The 16,500-nt window shown below is 40.9% G+C and carries 14 protein-coding genes; 7 read left to right on the top strand and 7 right to left on the bottom strand.

Features of this window, described 5'->3' with window-relative positions:
- Positions 1–16: 16 nt before the first annotated feature.
- Positions 17–1,270 carry a right-handed parallel beta-helix repeat-containing protein gene (locus IM797_RS07205; protein ID WP_194126433.1) on the top strand — a complete coding sequence of 418 codons (1,254 nt, stop codon included), beginning with the start codon at positions 17–19 and terminating at the stop codon, positions 1,268–1,270.
- Between the two features lie 80 nt (positions 1,271–1,350).
- The gene (locus tag IM797_RS07200; protein ID WP_228098749.1) at positions 1,351–2,373 is read left to right on the top strand and encodes a phytase; all 1,023 of its coding nucleotides are present in this window, start codon (positions 1,351–1,353) and stop codon (positions 2,371–2,373) included.
- 83 nt (positions 2,374–2,456) lie between these two features.
- Here IM797_RS07200 and IM797_RS07195 read toward each other — a convergent pair whose 3' ends face one another.
- Entirely contained in the window at positions 2,457–3,719 is a 1,263-nt protein-coding gene (locus IM797_RS07195) for a PepSY domain-containing protein (RefSeq protein WP_194126431.1), read from the bottom strand.
- 131 nt (positions 3,720–3,850) lie between these two features.
- On the opposite strand from IM797_RS07195, the gene IM797_RS07190 reads away from it, so the two are divergent.
- On the top strand, positions 3,851–4,339 hold the full coding sequence (locus IM797_RS07190; RefSeq protein ID WP_194126430.1) for an AraC family transcriptional regulator: 489 nt from the start codon (positions 3,851–3,853) through the stop codon (positions 4,337–4,339).
- Here IM797_RS07190 and IM797_RS07185 read toward each other — a convergent pair.
- The 3 genes from IM797_RS07185 to IM797_RS07175 all read right to left on the bottom strand — a co-directional run bounded on the left by IM797_RS07185 (position 4,336) and on the right by IM797_RS07175 (position 8,351).
- Complete coding sequence (locus IM797_RS07185; RefSeq protein ID WP_194126429.1) at positions 4,336–4,812, bottom strand: OsmC family protein; 477 nt, start codon at positions 4,810–4,812, stop codon at positions 4,336–4,338. The genes IM797_RS07190 and IM797_RS07185 overlap by 4 nt on opposite strands.
- A 79-nt stretch (positions 4,813–4,891) precedes the next feature.
- Positions 4,892–7,429, bottom strand: a complete 2,538-nt coding sequence (locus IM797_RS07180) for a phosphocholine-specific phospholipase C (RefSeq protein ID WP_194126428.1) — start codon at positions 7,427–7,429, stop codon at positions 4,892–4,894.
- Between the two features lie 100 nt (positions 7,430–7,529).
- Entirely contained in the window at positions 7,530–8,351 is an 822-nt protein-coding gene (locus IM797_RS07175; RefSeq protein WP_194126427.1) for an ATP-binding protein, read from the bottom strand.
- Between the two features lie 254 nt (positions 8,352–8,605).
- Between IM797_RS07175 and IM797_RS07170 the strand changes: the two genes are divergently transcribed.
- The 4 genes from IM797_RS07170 to IM797_RS07155 all read left to right on the top strand — a co-directional run bounded on the left by IM797_RS07170 (position 8,606) and on the right by IM797_RS07155 (position 12,267).
- Complete coding sequence (locus IM797_RS07170) at positions 8,606–9,751, top strand: glycoside hydrolase family 105 protein (RefSeq protein WP_194126426.1); 1,146 nt, start codon at positions 8,606–8,608, stop codon at positions 9,749–9,751.
- Between the two features lie 52 nt (positions 9,752–9,803).
- Complete coding sequence (locus tag IM797_RS07165) at positions 9,804–11,081, top strand: sorbosone dehydrogenase family protein (RefSeq protein ID WP_194126425.1); 1,278 nt, start codon at positions 9,804–9,806, stop codon at positions 11,079–11,081.
- 5 nt (positions 11,082–11,086) lie between these two features.
- Complete coding sequence (locus IM797_RS07160) at positions 11,087–11,533, top strand: cytochrome c (RefSeq protein ID WP_194126424.1); 447 nt, start codon at positions 11,087–11,089, stop codon at positions 11,531–11,533.
- Positions 11,534–11,811: 278 nt separating this feature from the next.
- The gene (locus tag IM797_RS07155) at positions 11,812–12,267 is read left to right on the top strand and encodes a hypothetical protein (protein ID WP_194126423.1); all 456 of its coding nucleotides are present in this window, start codon (positions 11,812–11,814) and stop codon (positions 12,265–12,267) included.
- Between the two features lie 206 nt (positions 12,268–12,473).
- Here the strand turns inward: IM797_RS07155 and IM797_RS07150 are convergent, their stop codons facing one another.
- The 3 genes from IM797_RS07150 to IM797_RS07140 all read right to left on the bottom strand — a co-directional run bounded on the left by IM797_RS07150 (position 12,474) and on the right by IM797_RS07140 (position 16,499).
- Positions 12,474–14,120, bottom strand: a complete 1,647-nt coding sequence (locus IM797_RS07150; RefSeq protein ID WP_194126422.1) for a hypothetical protein — start codon at positions 14,118–14,120, stop codon at positions 12,474–12,476.
- Between the two features lie 118 nt (positions 14,121–14,238).
- Complete coding sequence (locus IM797_RS07145; RefSeq protein ID WP_194126421.1) at positions 14,239–14,946, bottom strand: hypothetical protein; 708 nt, start codon at positions 14,944–14,946, stop codon at positions 14,239–14,241.
- A 5-nt stretch (positions 14,947–14,951) separates the two neighbouring features.
- Positions 14,952–16,499, bottom strand: a complete 1,548-nt coding sequence (locus IM797_RS07140; RefSeq protein WP_194126420.1) for a RagB/SusD family nutrient uptake outer membrane protein — start codon at positions 16,497–16,499, stop codon at positions 14,952–14,954.
- Position 16,500: the final 1 nt, after the last annotated feature.

Raw genomic sequence — 16,500 nt, 5'->3', positions numbered from 1 at the left:
TCATAAAATAAAGAAAATGAAAGCAAAACAAATGTTAATCTGCCTGATGGTACTTGCAGTTAGCTATACCGGTTGTAAAAAAGCAAATATTGATGTGGATACAGATTCTGCAAACGGTTCTGCCATTGGTGAAATCTCAGGCGTATGGAAAAGGGGAAGTGTGCAACACATTACAGGAGATATCATTATCCCGGAAGGCCAATCACTTACCATAGAAGAAGGTGTAACTGTAATCATGGATACGGAAGCTAAACCGGAGATCATTGTAAAAGGAAACCTCTATGCAGAAGGTACTGCGGCATTCCCAATCAAATTTACAGTTGATGAATCAAAACGGACTGAAGAAAATAAGTTTGGCCGTTTATGGGGTGGTATCCTGGCTGCCCCGAGTTGCACTGAATTACTACTAAATTATACCATTATAGAATATGCAGGGGCAACAACTTCTGATGCCTCTACATCAGTGAAACAAAAATTGTATAAAGGAAAGGCCGGAGAAAACCTCCCTGCACTTTGGTTTGCCAATGTAAACGGTAAATTGGTTGTTACCAATAGCATTTTCAGAAACCTACAGGAAGACTGTACCTATATAGAGGGTGGAAAGATCATCTTCGCAAATAACAAGTTTTATACCACAGGCTTAACTGGTGGTGAAGCCATTAACTTCAAATCAGGATGCTTAGCTGATGTGGCATATAACCTGGTATATAGCACCAATACCAATGCTTTGAAATTATCAAACAGTGGCGACAGAACCCCACAAGCCTATATCATCGCTTATAACAATACACTGGTCAACACTGGTTGGCGCAGACCAACAGCTAAAGGGGGTTCTATATGGGTAGAAGCGACAGTAAGGGTAAGCATATTCAACAACCTGTTTGCCAACACCCGCTTTGGTATCAAGCGCGACACCAAAGGCCCAGAAGACAGTCGGTCGCTATTTGGCAACAACCTATATTACGGCTATAGCCAAACTACCGCCAATCAGTTTCAACCCAGCACTGAAATTATTGCAGGAACAAATGATGTGATTGGTAAAAATGCAGGCGACAATGACCCTAAATTTGTGAGCTACCCGGTAAATACAGATGTAAACAATGCCACATTCAATACCGCCTGGGACTTTCATTTATTGGCCGGATCGCCAGCCCTTGGAAAAGGAAAGACCGACTTTACCCGTCATCACGCTGCCGGTCTTGTTTTAAATGGCATCACTTACACTTCTCCTGCACCTTCTACCTATATTGGTGCTTACGGAACCAACTAAACATAAACTTTAACCAAATAAATATAACACTAAATTCAATGCATAATTTTAAATCAATAGCTTTCCTTACCGCCTCAGTCATGCTAACATTGACTGCTTGTACACAAAAACCAGTTGTAGACGCTACGGCAGTAAAACCACGCTATGTTACCGAACCTGTACAATTTGATTCTGACGATCCTGCAATCTGGGTGAACCCTGTCAACCCTGCACAATCATTGGTCATCGGAACAGATAAAGACGAAAATGGCGGGCTGTATGTATTTGACCTCAAAGGAAAAATCATTAAAGAAAAAACAATTTCAGGATTGAAAAGACCGAACAATGTAGACATCGCTTATGGATTGATGCTTGGCGGCAAAAAGGTGGACATTGCTGTAACTACAGAACGGATGACACATAAGCTGCGTATTTTTTCTTTACCGGACATGAAGGCCATAGACAACGGCGGAATACCTGTTTTTGAAGGTGAGACGGGGGAAATGTTCCGTGACTTGATGGGTATAGCTTTATATACCAATCCACAGGGGCAGATTTACGCCATTGCTGGTAGAAAAACAGGTCCGAAAGATGGGGGGTATTTATGGCAATATTTGCTGGAAGATGATGGCAGTGGTAAGCTAAAGGCTACTTTAAAAAGAAAGTTCGGGAAATACAGCGGTAAAAAAGAGATTGAAGCTATTGCAGTTGACAATGAATTGGGCTACATCTATTATTCGGATGAACAATTTGGGGTAAGAAAATATTATGCGGAGCCTTCCAAAGGTAATGAAGAGTTGGCTGTATTTGCCAAAACCGGATTTAAAGAAGATCATGAAGGAATCAGCATTTATAAAACGACCGACAGTACTGGCTATATCCTGGTATCTGATCAATCAGCCAATCAGTTTCAGGTATTTAACCGTGAAGGAAAAACACCAGCAGATCATCACCTGGTCACCATTGTCAAAACGTCAACCAATAACAGTGATGGATCCGATGTGGTTGCGATCCCATTAAATGACGACTTTAAACATGGTCTTTTTGTGGCCATGAGCGACAATAAAACCTTTCAATACTACCGTTGGGAAGACCTGGCAGGAAAGAAGTTAAAAATCAGATAAACGCCTAAACAAAATAACCCCCTTATACAATTGTTATAAGGGGGTTATTTTGTTTTATGATTCGTTTCAGCTCAATACCGTTTTTAGACTGGAACAGGAACCTGTTCTATTTTTTTGATTGGAAGTACCGCTACTTTCGCAGGTTTCTTCTTTTTAAATTTACGCCCGTACCAGATCAAAAATCCGGTAATTGGTAAACTAGCTCCTATCAAAGCCGCTAAAAACGCCAGTACCTTTCCTGGGAAACCTAAAATACTGCCTACATGGATATCATAATTCATTTTGCGCAGTTTATTACCAAAGCCAGCATTTGCATATTCCACTGCATAAGCATCCTCACGCTTCAGCTCCTTTAAGGTATGCTGGTCAAATGTATAACCCTGACTGTTGTAGAACTGGCCTTGATTAGGATAAACAGTAATGCTTATTGATGATTTTGATTTTGACGTATCCGGGTAATTGTAATAAAACCCCGCTGATTTTGGATGTTTTGCAATCACCTTATTCCAGGCCAGGTCCATCGCCACCTCTGGTTTGTAAAACTTACCTGCCTGCAAAGAATCTGATTCCAAACGCTTAAACTCTGTTAATTTCTCTCCGCCAGAAGTTACCCAATACAAACCTTCACTATACCATTTGATCCCATATACCATACCCGTAAGCGCAATGGCCAACAGAAACAATAGAGAATAAAAACCAAAGACATTATGTAAATCCAGGTTTACCCTTTTAAATGAGGCACCCCATTTAATTTTAAAACTTTTATCCACTGTAGATTTATTCCATTTCTTTGGATACCACCAGATCAAACCAGTAATGAGCAAAACCACAAAAACCATCGTACCGTAATTTACAATTGGACGCCCAATTGCATATGGCATCCATAAAAAACGATGTCCGTTTAAAATGAACCTAAAGAAATCGGTTTCTCCCTTTTTGCGGACCTCTTTAGCCACAACTTCTCCAGTATAAGGATTCATTTTTAAGGTAACACCTCCACCGCCTCTTCGACCTTCATCTTTTGCCCCTCTTAACGACAGGTTTACGGTACGTCCCTGTTGATAATTGGCATAAGAAGGTACCAGATCAGGGTAATTGCGCTTAGCAATAGCCGCAAGCTGAGAGGGCATCAGGACCGGCTTATCTTGTCGCTCAACTTTGGTTTCTGGTTGCAACAAGCCGGTAATTTCTTCATTAAATACCCATATACATCCGGTAAGACAAACAATTAAGACAATTACTCCAGAAACCAGGCCCAGCCAAAGGTGTAACCACTTGTTAACCCTGGTAAAAACAGAGTCCTTTTTTTTCTTTTTAGCCGGAGCGTTGTTTGTGTGCTTATTCATTGCTGATATCCCATTACAGCAAGCTGGTTTTAATACCGCAAGCTATTTATTTAGACTTATTCTTGATTATTACAAAACTAAGCGTTACTTTGTACAAAATTTGCAGGAAATTATACGAATTAAGCAGAAACATGTTAGATATCTACATTAAAGACCATTCTGGAAACATTGTATACGCCAGGCAGGTTGATGAATGCCATACGCAAGAACATCAGGTCTTGATGAATGACAATCATGTCATGACCATAACCATTGCTTTCAGTACCAACAAAGAGTTGTCGTTTATTTCTAAAAAGGAACAAGCTATATTTAACAAAATAGCGAACTATATTCGTGAAAACCTTTCCGAGAATCTGTCTATTCAACAATTGGCTACTCTTGCCGGGATGAACCGGACTAAGTTACAGGCAAGTTTTAAATTGATTTTTGGTAAGACTCTAAACCAATTTACCAGGGAACTAAAAATGCAAAAAGCAAAAGAACTGCTGACCAGCACCTCAGCTTTTAGCCATAAAGAAGTTGCAGCAATGATCGGCTACAAATACACCAATCATTTCTCCGCAGCATTTAAAAAGCATTTCAATTTTCCACCATCAGCCTTTAAAACAAAAAAAAACTAATTTGTTTCAGCAATGCATGTAGGTTCGTGTTTAACAGGAAAATTACAGGAGTTGGCAATGAAACACATTTTATTGGCTTCTGCATGTAAAGCATTTGCTTTTTCAATATCAGCATCTGACGCAATAACTACTGAAGGATGTAATATCACTTCAGTAAACCGGCCACTTCCATCCGCATCTTCGGACATGCGGCCTACAGCTTTATCTTTATAATCCAGCACGATGATGCCATGTTGTGAACAAAGGTGCAGATACCACAGCATGTGACAAGCCGACAAAGAGGAAACTAATAAATCCTCAGGGTTATGCTTGTGCTTATCACCTAAAAAAGCGGAATCCGAAGAGCCCAGTATATCAGGCTTTTGATCAATTGAAATCACATAACTGCGGTCGTACGATCTATAGTCCATTGTTCCTGACCCTTTATTTCCTGCCCAGGTAAGGCTCGTCTGATATTGGTGTAATTTCGGCATAACTCGTTATTTATATTGTTTATCCCAATTTAAACATTCTTACCATGGATTGCCAAACTTTATTCAAAAATGCAGGAATTTAAACCATCCCCCCCATTAAAGGATCTGTAAAGCTTTCTTTTCCTGTTTCTACCCGGCCTGCAAAACGTTGCTCAAAAAGTGTCGTCCCTAGTACTTTCAAGCTTACATCATACCAGCCATGATGTTGTGTTGTGTCAATTACGATACTTTCTGTGGCGCCGGGCTTTATACTTTTTTTGATCAGATCCTTTCCATAGCTTTCATCCTTAAGGATGACCTCATAGGCTTTCAAAGTATCTGTGTTCCTCAGTTTCAAAACCACCTGTCCGGTTAACCGTCCAGACTGACCATCATAATCACAAAGTATAGCCAGGTTAGGATCGGCCTGATTACCCTTAAAGGATCTGAAGAACCCATTGGGTCCGTGTACAAGTAAATGATAATTACCCTGTTCAAAGGCCTCCAATGGCCATTGATAAGTCAACGTATCACCAGCTTTCACTGCAAAAGCCCAATTTCTGCACCGTTCTGCATTTTTGGTTTCCGAATCAGTAAAACTACCTGGAGCAATGGCTGTAAAAGGGGCACCTGCAGATTTTTCAGCAAAAACTTTGTTGCCCGCAGACAATTTTACTTCAAATTGCTTTTTCCCGGTATTTAAACCGCCCTGAACATACAACTCGTAGGGCAATGCACAAGCTGGTCGCACACCCTTTTCCTGTCGGGACATGCAATTCGCTGATGTTGGATCCTGAATAAATGCCCGGATGTCTGAATCTGTTATTTTCTTAAATCCATCAGGTTCTGCCCTGAATTTCGCATTATAAATATCCTCCACTAAACGATCGCGTTGAAGAAAATTAAGTTGGTCAAATTTTTCGCCGTTATACGGACTAAATACGGACGTCAGGTCGCCACAAATCGTACGTCTCCAATTGCTGATGTTTTCTATATGCAGTTTCTTATTTAACTTGCGGTTGAAAAATACTTCCAGAAATTGTAAGGTTGAGGTATGGTCAAAAACCTCAGAGCATACCTTACCACCCCTGCTCCATGGTGATGCAATTATCATCGGCACTCTGAAACCAAGCCCAATAGGAGCCTCACGAGCAGCCTTTTCAGGAATTCCCTGCTTCAATTCGTTAGACAGCCTGACCTGCTCTATCTCGGTATCAATACCCTTTGAAACAAGTCCGGTACCAGGTAATTTTTCATCGGGGATAGAAAATGGAGGTATATGATCAAAATATCCATCATTTTCGTCATACGTTGTAATAAATATGGTATTTTTCCACACTTCAGGATTCTTGGTGAGAATATCCAATATTTCTGAAACATACCAGGCTCCATACCATGGCGCACTTGGATGGTCAGAAAAATTCTGCGGACCAGCTAACCACGATACTGCAGGTAATTTACCTGTATTTACATCTGTCCTAAACTGATGTAACACATCCCCCTTAGGCACAGTAACCTCACGTTTGGTGTTGCCTTCTGTGTAATTTAATGTGGTGATACTTCGGTAATCAGGATCACCAGAATTGATCACAAAAGCACGTTCAAACAACGACTTTTGCTGCTCAGTCAGTTTATGATATTCGTCCCTGCTCCATTTCTTCAATTCGGCTGCCGCATTGTCCAATGCCTGCAGTTTCTTTTTCAGATCAGTTTGTGTTTTTTTAGCAGCCTCCTCACTAGAAGGACTTGCTTCTTGCAGTTTATTAATCTCCCCAGGTAAGGTATCCACTACCTTTTCGAGATTTTTTACGTATCGTGACGAAAATTTCACGTGGTAAGCCTCAAAAAACTCCAGTAAATTACAACCGAAATTTGCCAACCAGGCACGTTCTTCCTTTTCATATCCACCACCGCAGCTGATGTCATTCTGATAAAATTTCCATGGGATCTGATTATCTTCCAGTAATTCCGGAAAGGTCTTCCAGGGCAATTTGCCATAGCTGTAATCGTCGTTTCTAATGTTTACTTTTTGCAGTCCGTCCAAATCATAGCTGATCTTTCCGGTCCAAAAAAACGAGCGGTTTGGAGTTGTGCTTGTCATACCCGAACAGAAATTCTGGTCACATACCGTAAAAGCGTCAGCCATTGCATAGTTGAAAGGCAGGTCTGCACGGGTATAGTGGCCAAGCGTTAATGGCATATCACTATACTTTTTATTCCCCGACTTTTTGGAAGGCAACCAGCCATCATACTTTCCACGATTGTAGGCATCCACCTGACTGGCCCTTGAATGCGGCAAATCGCCCATCCAGGTCACTTTAGAATCTTTCATGTTTAACCGGAACGGTGCGTAAGTATTACCCAATGCATCGCTTTGCATCCATACTGGTTTTTGGTTGGGCAAAGTTATTGCCCTTGGATCATTAAAACCTCTTACGCCTTGTAAAGTGCCAAAGCAGTGGTCAAAAGATCTGTTCTCCTGCATCAGGATTACAATATGGGCTGCATCAAGAAAAGAACTTCCCAATTTTGGATCTATAGCCAGTGCGCGCTGTATAGATGCCGGAATAATCGTGGACAGCCCTGCAGCACCAGACAACAGCAAAGATTTTCGAATGAATTCTCTTCTTGATTCCATAATTTATGTAATAAGTACATTAGTCAACTTATTGTGTTCAGGCGCCTAATTTCTACCTTTTGAATTACGAAATTGCTGCTGCGATGTGATTTTTTTGTTATCATTTCAATTGATATGCCATCACAGTTTTTTTGTAAAAGGTTGGAATGTACAAAATCTTTTTCACAGGGTCATAGCCAAGATCTGCAGTGTTTTTTTTCTCCAGATGGGTATCTAACAACAGTTCATATTTACCATCAGCGCTTACATAATACACATATCCCGCCCAGGCCGTAAAGAGAAAATCTCCATTTCCAATGGGTTCCAGTCCATCTCCCCCATTAGGCAGCTCCGCAAGTTTGGTCATTTTTTTCTCCGCATCTGCTTTCCAGATGTTTTTACCCCCAATAATGTATAAATCTTTACCAATTGCCTTCAAACCATTTACACCATTGACGTTATCGAGATATAAACCAGGTTGATCATTTTCCAGGCGATGAATCTTCTTGGTTCTTGAATCCGATACATATACAATTCCCTGATCGCTCACTGTAATGTCGTTTAGAAATTTAGCACTATCTATGGCGATGATCTTTTTCACCTTTCCTTTGGCGATGTCAATAACCACTACATCGGTCAGATCGGCAGCATACATCAGATTTCCGAAACGGGCAAGACCTTTAGGCGAATTCAGGCCAGTAATCCAGTTCAGATCGATAATTTTTCCATCCAGACCGATCTTCGCTACACCTCCGATCCCGTCTTTATCATTTGGATTATTTCCCATTTGAGAGACATACAGTATCTTCTCTTTCAGATCAGGCAATACTGATTCAGGCAAATTAACCACGCTATCTGTTTCCCAGATCTTCTCCAGTTTATGCTGCGCCTTTGAATGTAAGCTTAACAGCACGATGACGGCAATTCCAAAATAAGTTTTCATAAATTTAAATCATTAATTAGCTAAGCAATTTAACCAGTTTCGCTTGTTACATTTATCTATGCAATAGAGCAATTCCAACCTAAAAAACACTGTCCCAATTTGGCTAAGTGTTATACAATTTTATCATCCAGGTTCACTGGCACTCAATAAAGCCCACATCTTGATTTCAAGCATTTTAAAGCGTTTTATTCCCTTCGAATAAAGTTTAACTTTAAAATTCCAATTTAACAAATCAATATTAACCAAATGCAAATATGAACAAAAATCTTACTCAGGGACTTGCCGGTTTAGCGTTGATGCTGTGCGCGATCAGCCCAAATCAAATCTATGCCCAATCAAAAGCTGCCGATTTAAAAAACTGGCCCAAAGGGGCGTCACCATCAGAAATCGGCATTAGAATAGCCAATCATTTTGTAGCAACACCACACACCAATTTCAACAGGCCTGGCCCCCCAAAAGTGATTACTTATCCTGAAACCTGCACCTGGTACGGGGCACTAACCTTTGCTAAAGAAAGTAAAAACAAGGCCCTTACGAGTAAATTAGCAGCAAGATTTGAACCGCTTTTTGGTGAAGAGGCCAAAATGATTCCAGTACCAGACCATGTAGATTATAGTGTATTTGGATCTGTGCCGTTAGAACTGTACCTGCAAACTAAGGATAAAAAATATCTGGATCTGGGCAAATCAATAGCGGATAAACAATGGGGGCCGCCAGAAGGGCCAAGAGTAGTTAAAGAATCGCAGGGATATTACGATCAGGGATTCACCTGGCAAACCCGCTTATGGATAGATGATATGTTTATGATCACAGCTGTACAGTCGCAAGCCTACCGCGCTACAGGCGATCAAAAATACATCAACCGTGCAGCTAAAGAAATGGTATTTTACCTGGACAAGTTACAAACACCAAATGGCTTGTTTTACCATGCCCCTGATGTACCTTATTACTGGGGACGTGGTGATGGCTGGATGGCTGTAGGTATGGCAGAGCTATTGAGATCTTTACCTGCTAGTAACCCAGATAGATCCCGCATCATGAAAGGTTATACCGAAATGATGGCAACTTTGCTTAAATATCAGGCTGAAGATGGTATGTGGAGGCAACTGATCGACAAACAGGAGTCCTGGCCAGAAACCTCGGCAACCGGCATGTTTACTTTTGCCATGATTACGGGTGTAAAAAATGGCTGGCTAGATAAAGAGGTTTACGGTAAAGCAGCCCGCAAGGCCTGGCTTAAACTCATTACTTACATCAATGAAAATGATGACATCACTGAAGTCTGTGAGGGCACCAATAAGAAAAACGACCTGCAATACTATCTTGACCGCAAGCGCGTGGTTGGCGATTTACATGGCCAAGCACCTCTTTTATGGTGTGCAACAGCTTTGCTTAGGTGAAAATTTGCTTAACTTTATCATTACTCAATGACAAAAAACTAAAACACACCAGATGAAGAGAAAATTTTTATGGCCGGCGTTATTGCTTTCGGGCGCATTTTTAACGCTATATGCTTTTAAAAGCATTTCCGTTTTACCTACTCCAGACCCAGACAATGCAGGATTGGTTTTGCCACAGGGCTTTGGCGCGCTAAAGGTAGCTGAAACAGGCGCAAAGCCCAGACACATCGTTGTTACCCCACAGGGAACTATATATGTTAAACTGGCAAGAGTAAAAGACAACAAAGGAATCATGGTTTTGCAGGAAAATAAGGATGGCAAAGCGCAGGTTACCGGTGGCTTTGGCGATTATCCAGGAACCGGAATCTATAGGAAAGACGGCTACCTTTACACCTCCTCAAACACTGAAGTTTTCAGATACAAACTGAATGATAAAAATGAAGTGATCGACCCAACCAAACCGGAAAAAATCGTTACTGGCTTAAAAATGGGTCGTCAGCATGAAACCAAATCTCTTGTACTTGACAACGATGGCAATGTATATGTGAACATCGGTGTCAACTCCAACTCCTGCCAGGAACAAGATCGTGGCTTGCGTTCAGCTGGTATCCCCGGATGTCCCTTGTTGGATTCTATGGCCGGCATCTGGCAGTTTAAAAAAGATAAACTGAACCAAAGCTATGGTCAAGGCATCCGCTACGCAAGTGGTTTAAGAAATGTAGTGGGTTTAGACTGGAACCAACAGAACAATCAACTTTTTGTCATGCAGCATGGCCGCGATAACCTGAACAGTTCATGGCCGGAATTGTACAACGAAAAAGAATCGGCAGAGTTACCTGCAGAATGTTTGTATGCACTTAAAAAAGGCGACAATGCAGGTTGGCCGTTTATGTATTATGATGGGGTACAGAACAAAAAGATTGTAGCGCCAGAATATGGTGGTGACAAGAAAAAAGAGGCTGATGCCAAGTATTTAGACCCGGCAGTAGCCTTCCCGGCACATACGGCACCGAATGGACTGTTATTTTATACCGGCAATATGTTTCCTGAGAAATATAAGAATGGTGCATTCATTGCCTTTCATGGTTCATGGAATCGTGCACCGGAACCTCAAAAGGGCTTCTTCGTAGTTTTTCAGCCTTTTAAAGATGGCAAACCTGTCGGAAAATGGGAAATCTTTGCCGACAATTTTGCAGGTAGCCCGGAGAAAGCGGCCAGTGGAAGAGTGGATCACCGTCCTTGCGGACTGGCACAAGGCCCCGATGGTTCGTTGTACGTAACAGATGATTCTAAAGGCACCATATATCGAATCGTTTACAACAAAAAATAGAGTTAATGACAAGAATATTAATGGTCTTATTGACCATAATGGTAGGTGGCAGCACACAACTTTCTGCACAAACCAAAAGTAAACAAGCACCAGTTGCCAAAACTAAAGCGGTATCCGCTGCGGTTTTGGCCAATGGCAAAAAAGTATATACTAAATATTGTCTGGCCTGCCACATGGCTGACGGTGGTGGCGTGCAGAATATGAATCCACCGCTAATTAAAACATCCTACGTTTTGGGCAACGCGACGAAACTGATTAAGGTTATTTTAAATGGCATGTCTGAAGGTGTAGAAATTGATGGAGAGACTTATACCAATATCATGCCTCCACATGGCTTTTTAACAGATCAGGAAGTTGCTGATGTGCTGACTTATGTACGCAGTAGCTTCGGCAATAAGGCACCTGCAATTAAAGTCGCAGAAGTTAAAGCCGCAAGAACGGCAAAGAAATAAAACATATTTCAGGTTTAATTTTAGGAGCGAATGTTTTTGAACAGTAATCAAGAGCATTCGCTCCTTTATTTATAACGGTCTCTTCATCCGAAGGCTAGTTATCATCTCTTCTTAAAATCCGAATACAAGAGCAAATTAACCGCTTCTAAAAAATGGATGTTGCCAAGATTGCTTAAACGTATGCCAATTTAACTGACTAATTATCAAACAGATCCATCGCATACAGATTTTAAAAATCATAAATTGAATTACCAAATAATTAAATAATCCCTATTATTATGAACAAAATTAAAATTACGTTTAGGCAAACGTTCAGACAGGCCTTACTGGCCATTCTTGTACTGTTTACCGCTGCAAATGCCTTCGCACAGCAAAATTTAACAAATGCTAAAAAGCAAAGTACGGCACCTCCACCAGCGATATATGCGCATTTGGAGCTTGACAATGACAACGGCTGGGAAAATGGAGAGAGACGGGCAGATGTCATGGTTCGTTTCTATAGTGACTATGCGTTAACTACCCCTGTGAGTGTAACAGATATCGGGGTGGGTTTTGCCTGGAGTTATTATGACTACACTACAGATATCTACCAATATGAGCAAGGCTCTTCTTCGCAAACAGGAAGTGGAACCGAATTTTTACTTCGTGCCAATGCCTTATTGGAGAGCTTCTATGGTGAATCTTATTATAGGTTAATTTATCCATCGCCCAGCCCATACATAATTGTTCCATAGCTTGAACTAAATTAAACCATTACCATAAAATCAAGATCAAACCTCTCTAATTGACAGTTGAAGCCTATGCAAAAACTTGCATAGGCTTCAACTGTTCCCTCATGGATTACAGCCCACTTAAAGTAGGTCCATTCAGGGTATATTTCTCAAAAGATTAGTGGAGTCTATTAGGCACAGCACATTTGCGTCTCTAAAAATAACACAAATTATAACTCTGGCAATTTGCCTTGTCCGGCCCAGTTTTTCAGCAGATCATATATTGAGCCATTGCGTTGCGCTGCAGTGGTTATATTGTTTACCGCAGTGCTGCCTAATCGATCACTAAGCTGAGCGATGTACAGACTTCTAGGCAAAACATGAGCTCCCCAACTCTCCCAGTATCCAGCACCATTTTTCTGCGGCCCTATGCAACCTATACCCCAATTTTTTGCACCTGCAGGGCTCTCTACCTTGATGTCATAATTCGAAGACTTACAGTTCCAAAACATCGTTTGCGCACCTGCCCAACCATGACCAGATCCCATCGCTTTACGATTCTGCACATGAATTTCGCCACCATAAATGTTATCGAAAAGAATACCCGTGGCCCAGCGGTGATGTGGTCCTATATCTGCTTTGGTGTTAATCGAATAGCTGTCCAGAAAAACATTAGGCCCCGGAACACGTGACCCGCTCACATAATCATGTCTGCCACCATTGGTATAGCAGCGCTGAAACAAGTTAAAACTTGCCCCGGCTTCCAAATTAAAAGAATATTTACGACTACCTGTAGTTTGCGATTTAGGCTCCAACATTGCACATTCTTCAATGGTATTGAACACCGAAAGTGTGCTTACCGAAACAGCAGCATAACCAAAGTACTGGGCAGTTACTTGTTTTACCCAGCAATTTTCTGCTCTGGTTAACACGATACCGTTCCAGCCATGATCTTCATCATCGTCATTGGTGTAATAAGAGGTTACCCTAAGATTTTCAACGCCAGAATTACTGATCCGGCCGTTCACATTGGTTTTGTAAATAAATCCGCCACCATACTTAGTTTGCAAGGGGTCAACGATAGGCGCATTTAATGTAACTGTATTTCCATTAATCGCTACGATTCTACGTTCGTGACTGATGGCATAATCCTGAGCTGTCCAGCCATATTGCGCCATATCCAAAGCATTGATCCAATCTACATTCGGTACGCGATAAACCGCAATACGATCACCAACCATATAACCAGCTGTTGATTCCACATCAAAACTCAATGCTCCTGTTGGCACATAGCTACTGGTAATCTTTTTTCTGGTACCAGTCACTTCAGCCAAACCAGATCCTGTACCCTTCAGCTCAATCAAATCGTGCTGTGTTTTCTTCGTGGCTTTAATAATTGTACCACTCGCCCCTTGCCCCACACCACGAAGCACCACTCCGCTTTGATCAATAACCAGTGTTCCTTCTACCTCATAAGTGCCAGCCTGCAGCAATACAGCTCCCCTAAAACCATTGGCGTCAGGTGGAAGATTTTTCACCTCATTAATCGCATTTTGAATATTTAAACGGTTATCGCCGGCAACAGTAGTAATGGTTTTCTTTACCGGAATTTCGGGTAATGCTACCCCAGCACCTTTGTAACCTGCTGTAGAAAAATCGGGGATAATATTGTCTTTATTAGTCTCTCCCTCATTTGCAAACTTATTATAGGCCAGTTTACCTGATGCGGACAGGTATACCAGTGAAGTCGTATTACCCGTAGGCGGCACCACTACTGGTGGGACAACAGGAGGATCAACTGTGACTGGAGCAGTTTTTTTTGAGCAAGAAACGGTCATTAAAGCCGCTCCAACAAAGCAGCAAATTACATTACGCATAAATAAGAGATTAGGATGAATATTTATTTTAAGGTAAAACAGAAAAAAAAACAGCATAACGGTGACTTGAAGTAAGTCAGCCCTTATGCTGTTCAGAAATAATATAGAACTTTTTCTACTAGTAAAAAACGGTTGGAAGGATTGGAGTAATGTATTTTTCTACGACGTGTATCGTTCCATTAGTCGCTAATAAAGACGATGTTCTAATCGTAAAACCATTGTCATTTACAACTATAGGATAATCCTGCGTATTGCCATTAGATCCAGTTGAAATTCTAAAATAAATAGCAGATTCCGGATTCGGGGTGAAGCCTGCTAAAGTAATTCCTGTTGGCAAGCTGTTCCAATATCCTTTTGGAGATAAGGTTTGGGCTTTTACAGATGATGTTGGAGGCAGTGTATAATGGTCATACACCCCATCCACGATCATATACAACAAGTAATTCTTAACGAATTCTTTGGGATAAGCGGTCCAGGCAGTTGGTGTTTTGTTCGCTACCAAGAAATTCGGCCACACTCCAACAGTCGCTTTACCAACAGCATCTTTATTCAAGAGAATAAAGGTTCTGTTGGGCTTCATATATTCCATGGTATCAATTTCAGAGTAGACAATGGCAGCCATCAAACGCTCAAATGTTTTATCTCCGGTAGTTGCCCTTTCTTTAATAAATTCCCACGCTGATTTATTGATATGTGGATCCAATGTATGCGGAACCCGATCTGTATCTTTTTGAATATCCAACCCAAATAACGTGCATCCAAACAACGTAGATGACAAGCAAAATAGAGCTGCTAATTTTCCTATTTTTAAATTCAACTTTTTCATAACAATTAATTATATGGCAGATTTTGAACTAATTTATTATTGTCTTCTAACAGCGTTTTATAAATTGGCCATAGAATTCTATTTGGATCACCAAAACCAACACTTACTGGTACACCACCAGCTTTATTTGACAATCTCCTGTTGATAATTGGATCCATAATTTTAAATACATGATTTGTACGTACCAAATCAAACCATCTTTTTCCTTCACCTAACAATTCGTACTGTCTTTCCTGTAAAATTGCATCTTCCAATTTAGTTGCATCAAGCACCCCAGCTGTAGATACCAACGGATCTGTAGCAAGTATAGCTGGCATTCCTGCACGAACATGTATCAAATTCATCATTTTTAAAGCATTTACCCTATCACCTGTTTTATTCAGGGCTTCTGCATATAGTAAATACATATCTCCAAGACGGTACATTACAGGAAGTACATTGATTGGAATTGGATCATCTGCAACCACAATCTGCGTTGCATAAGTGTAATACTTAAGTAATTTATCCTGGTGATTAGTTCCAGTAAGTGTATCAATCGTTTTTAACACACGCTGATCCAGTTTATTCTTCTTCCAGGTTGCATGGATCAGTGAATCGACCATTACCGGATTATTGCTCTTTTGTTTGCCAACAGGAATACAGGCACAGCCATTAAAAATGCTATTCCAGTTGATGCTCCAAATTGCCTCTTTGGTACTTACAGGATTCAGAAAAAGGTTTTTCCAGCTAGCTATAGGCTCTAGATTAGCATTGGTTTCACCATAAACTGCACCAGTAACACCTTTTGCTGCAAATACCCTTTTAAACCAAGTAATGGCAGTTGTGTAATCAGCTGCGTTGCTTTTGGTTCCAGCATTCCACATATATACATCTGCCGCAACTGCCGCAATTGCACCTTCGTTAAGGTTCCAAATATTAGCCGTTTGTTGTTTACTAATTAACTGGTAAGCCAATTCTATATCGGGAAGAATTACTTTAGCCATAATCTCATCCTTTGGTGTTCTTGGTAACCTAGGTTCCTCAGCTAAACTTTCATAAGGAGCGGTGCGCAAAGGTGCATCACCCCATAAGCGAATGATATAAAAATAACACAAAGCTCTCATGGCATAAGCCTGGGCTAAACCATTGTTAATTAACGTTTGGGTTGCATTTGGATCATACTTGGAAATTTCCGGAAAATACTTGATACAATTGTTTGCAATAGCTATTGTTCTGTATAGCCCTTCCCAGTTTGATACAGTATTTCCAGATGTGAGTTGATTGAGTGAAAATTGAACACTAATTCCACTCCTATACCCAGAATCTTCGAAGTTATCCGACCGTCCCTCTCCCCAATAATGATACTTGCCTCCCATTTTACTATCACCATCACCTAACATTTCTACTTGAAAGGACCCGTAAAGCCCAGCCAACGCAGAATTAATATCTCCTGCCTTTTTATAATAATCGCTTACCAAAACGTTAGATGGTGGGGTTTCCTGTAAAAAGCTTTTACAGCTCCCCAGTGTCAACACAACACCAAGTATCGCAGTAATTTTAAATATACTCTTCATC

This window comes from Pedobacter sp. MC2016-24, from assembly GCF_015223055.1.
Lineage (GTDB): Bacteria > Bacteroidota > Bacteroidia > Sphingobacteriales > Sphingobacteriaceae > Pedobacter.
The sequence above is the reverse complement of the archived record's forward strand: the minus strand, read 5'-3'. Positions and strand labels throughout refer to the sequence as shown.

Coding starts and splice junctions, on each gene's coding strand:
- IM797_RS07205 (WP_194126433.1), top strand. CDS start 17: ATGAAAGCAAAACAAATGTTAATCTGCCTGATGGTACTTGCAGTTAGC.
- IM797_RS07200 (WP_228098749.1), top strand. CDS start 1,351: ATGCTAACATTGACTGCTTGTACACAAAAACCAGTTGTAGACGCTACG.
- IM797_RS07195 (WP_194126431.1), bottom strand. CDS start 3,719: ATGAATAAGCACACAAACAACGCTCCGGCTAAAAAGAAAAAAAAGGAC.
- IM797_RS07190 (WP_194126430.1), top strand. CDS start 3,851: ATGTTAGATATCTACATTAAAGACCATTCTGGAAACATTGTATACGCC.
- IM797_RS07185 (WP_194126429.1), bottom strand. CDS start 4,812: ATGCCGAAATTACACCAATATCAGACGAGCCTTACCTGGGCAGGAAAT.
- IM797_RS07180 (WP_194126428.1), bottom strand. CDS start 7,429: ATGGAATCAAGAAGAGAATTCATTCGAAAATCTTTGCTGTTGTCTGGT.
- IM797_RS07175 (WP_194126427.1), bottom strand. CDS start 8,351: ATGAAAACTTATTTTGGAATTGCCGTCATCGTGCTGTTAAGCTTACAT.
- IM797_RS07170 (WP_194126426.1), top strand. CDS start 8,606: ATGAACAAAAATCTTACTCAGGGACTTGCCGGTTTAGCGTTGATGCTG.
- IM797_RS07165 (WP_194126425.1), top strand. CDS start 9,804: ATGAAGAGAAAATTTTTATGGCCGGCGTTATTGCTTTCGGGCGCATTT.
- IM797_RS07160 (WP_194126424.1), top strand. CDS start 11,087: ATGACAAGAATATTAATGGTCTTATTGACCATAATGGTAGGTGGCAGC.
- IM797_RS07155 (WP_194126423.1), top strand. CDS start 11,812: ATGAACAAAATTAAAATTACGTTTAGGCAAACGTTCAGACAGGCCTTA.
- IM797_RS07150 (WP_194126422.1), bottom strand. CDS start 14,120: ATGCGTAATGTAATTTGCTGCTTTGTTGGAGCGGCTTTAATGACCGTT.
- IM797_RS07145 (WP_194126421.1), bottom strand. CDS start 14,946: ATGAAAAAGTTGAATTTAAAAATAGGAAAATTAGCAGCTCTATTTTGC.
- IM797_RS07140 (WP_194126420.1), bottom strand. CDS start 16,499: ATGAAGAGTATATTTAAAATTACTGCGATACTTGGTGTTGTGTTGACA.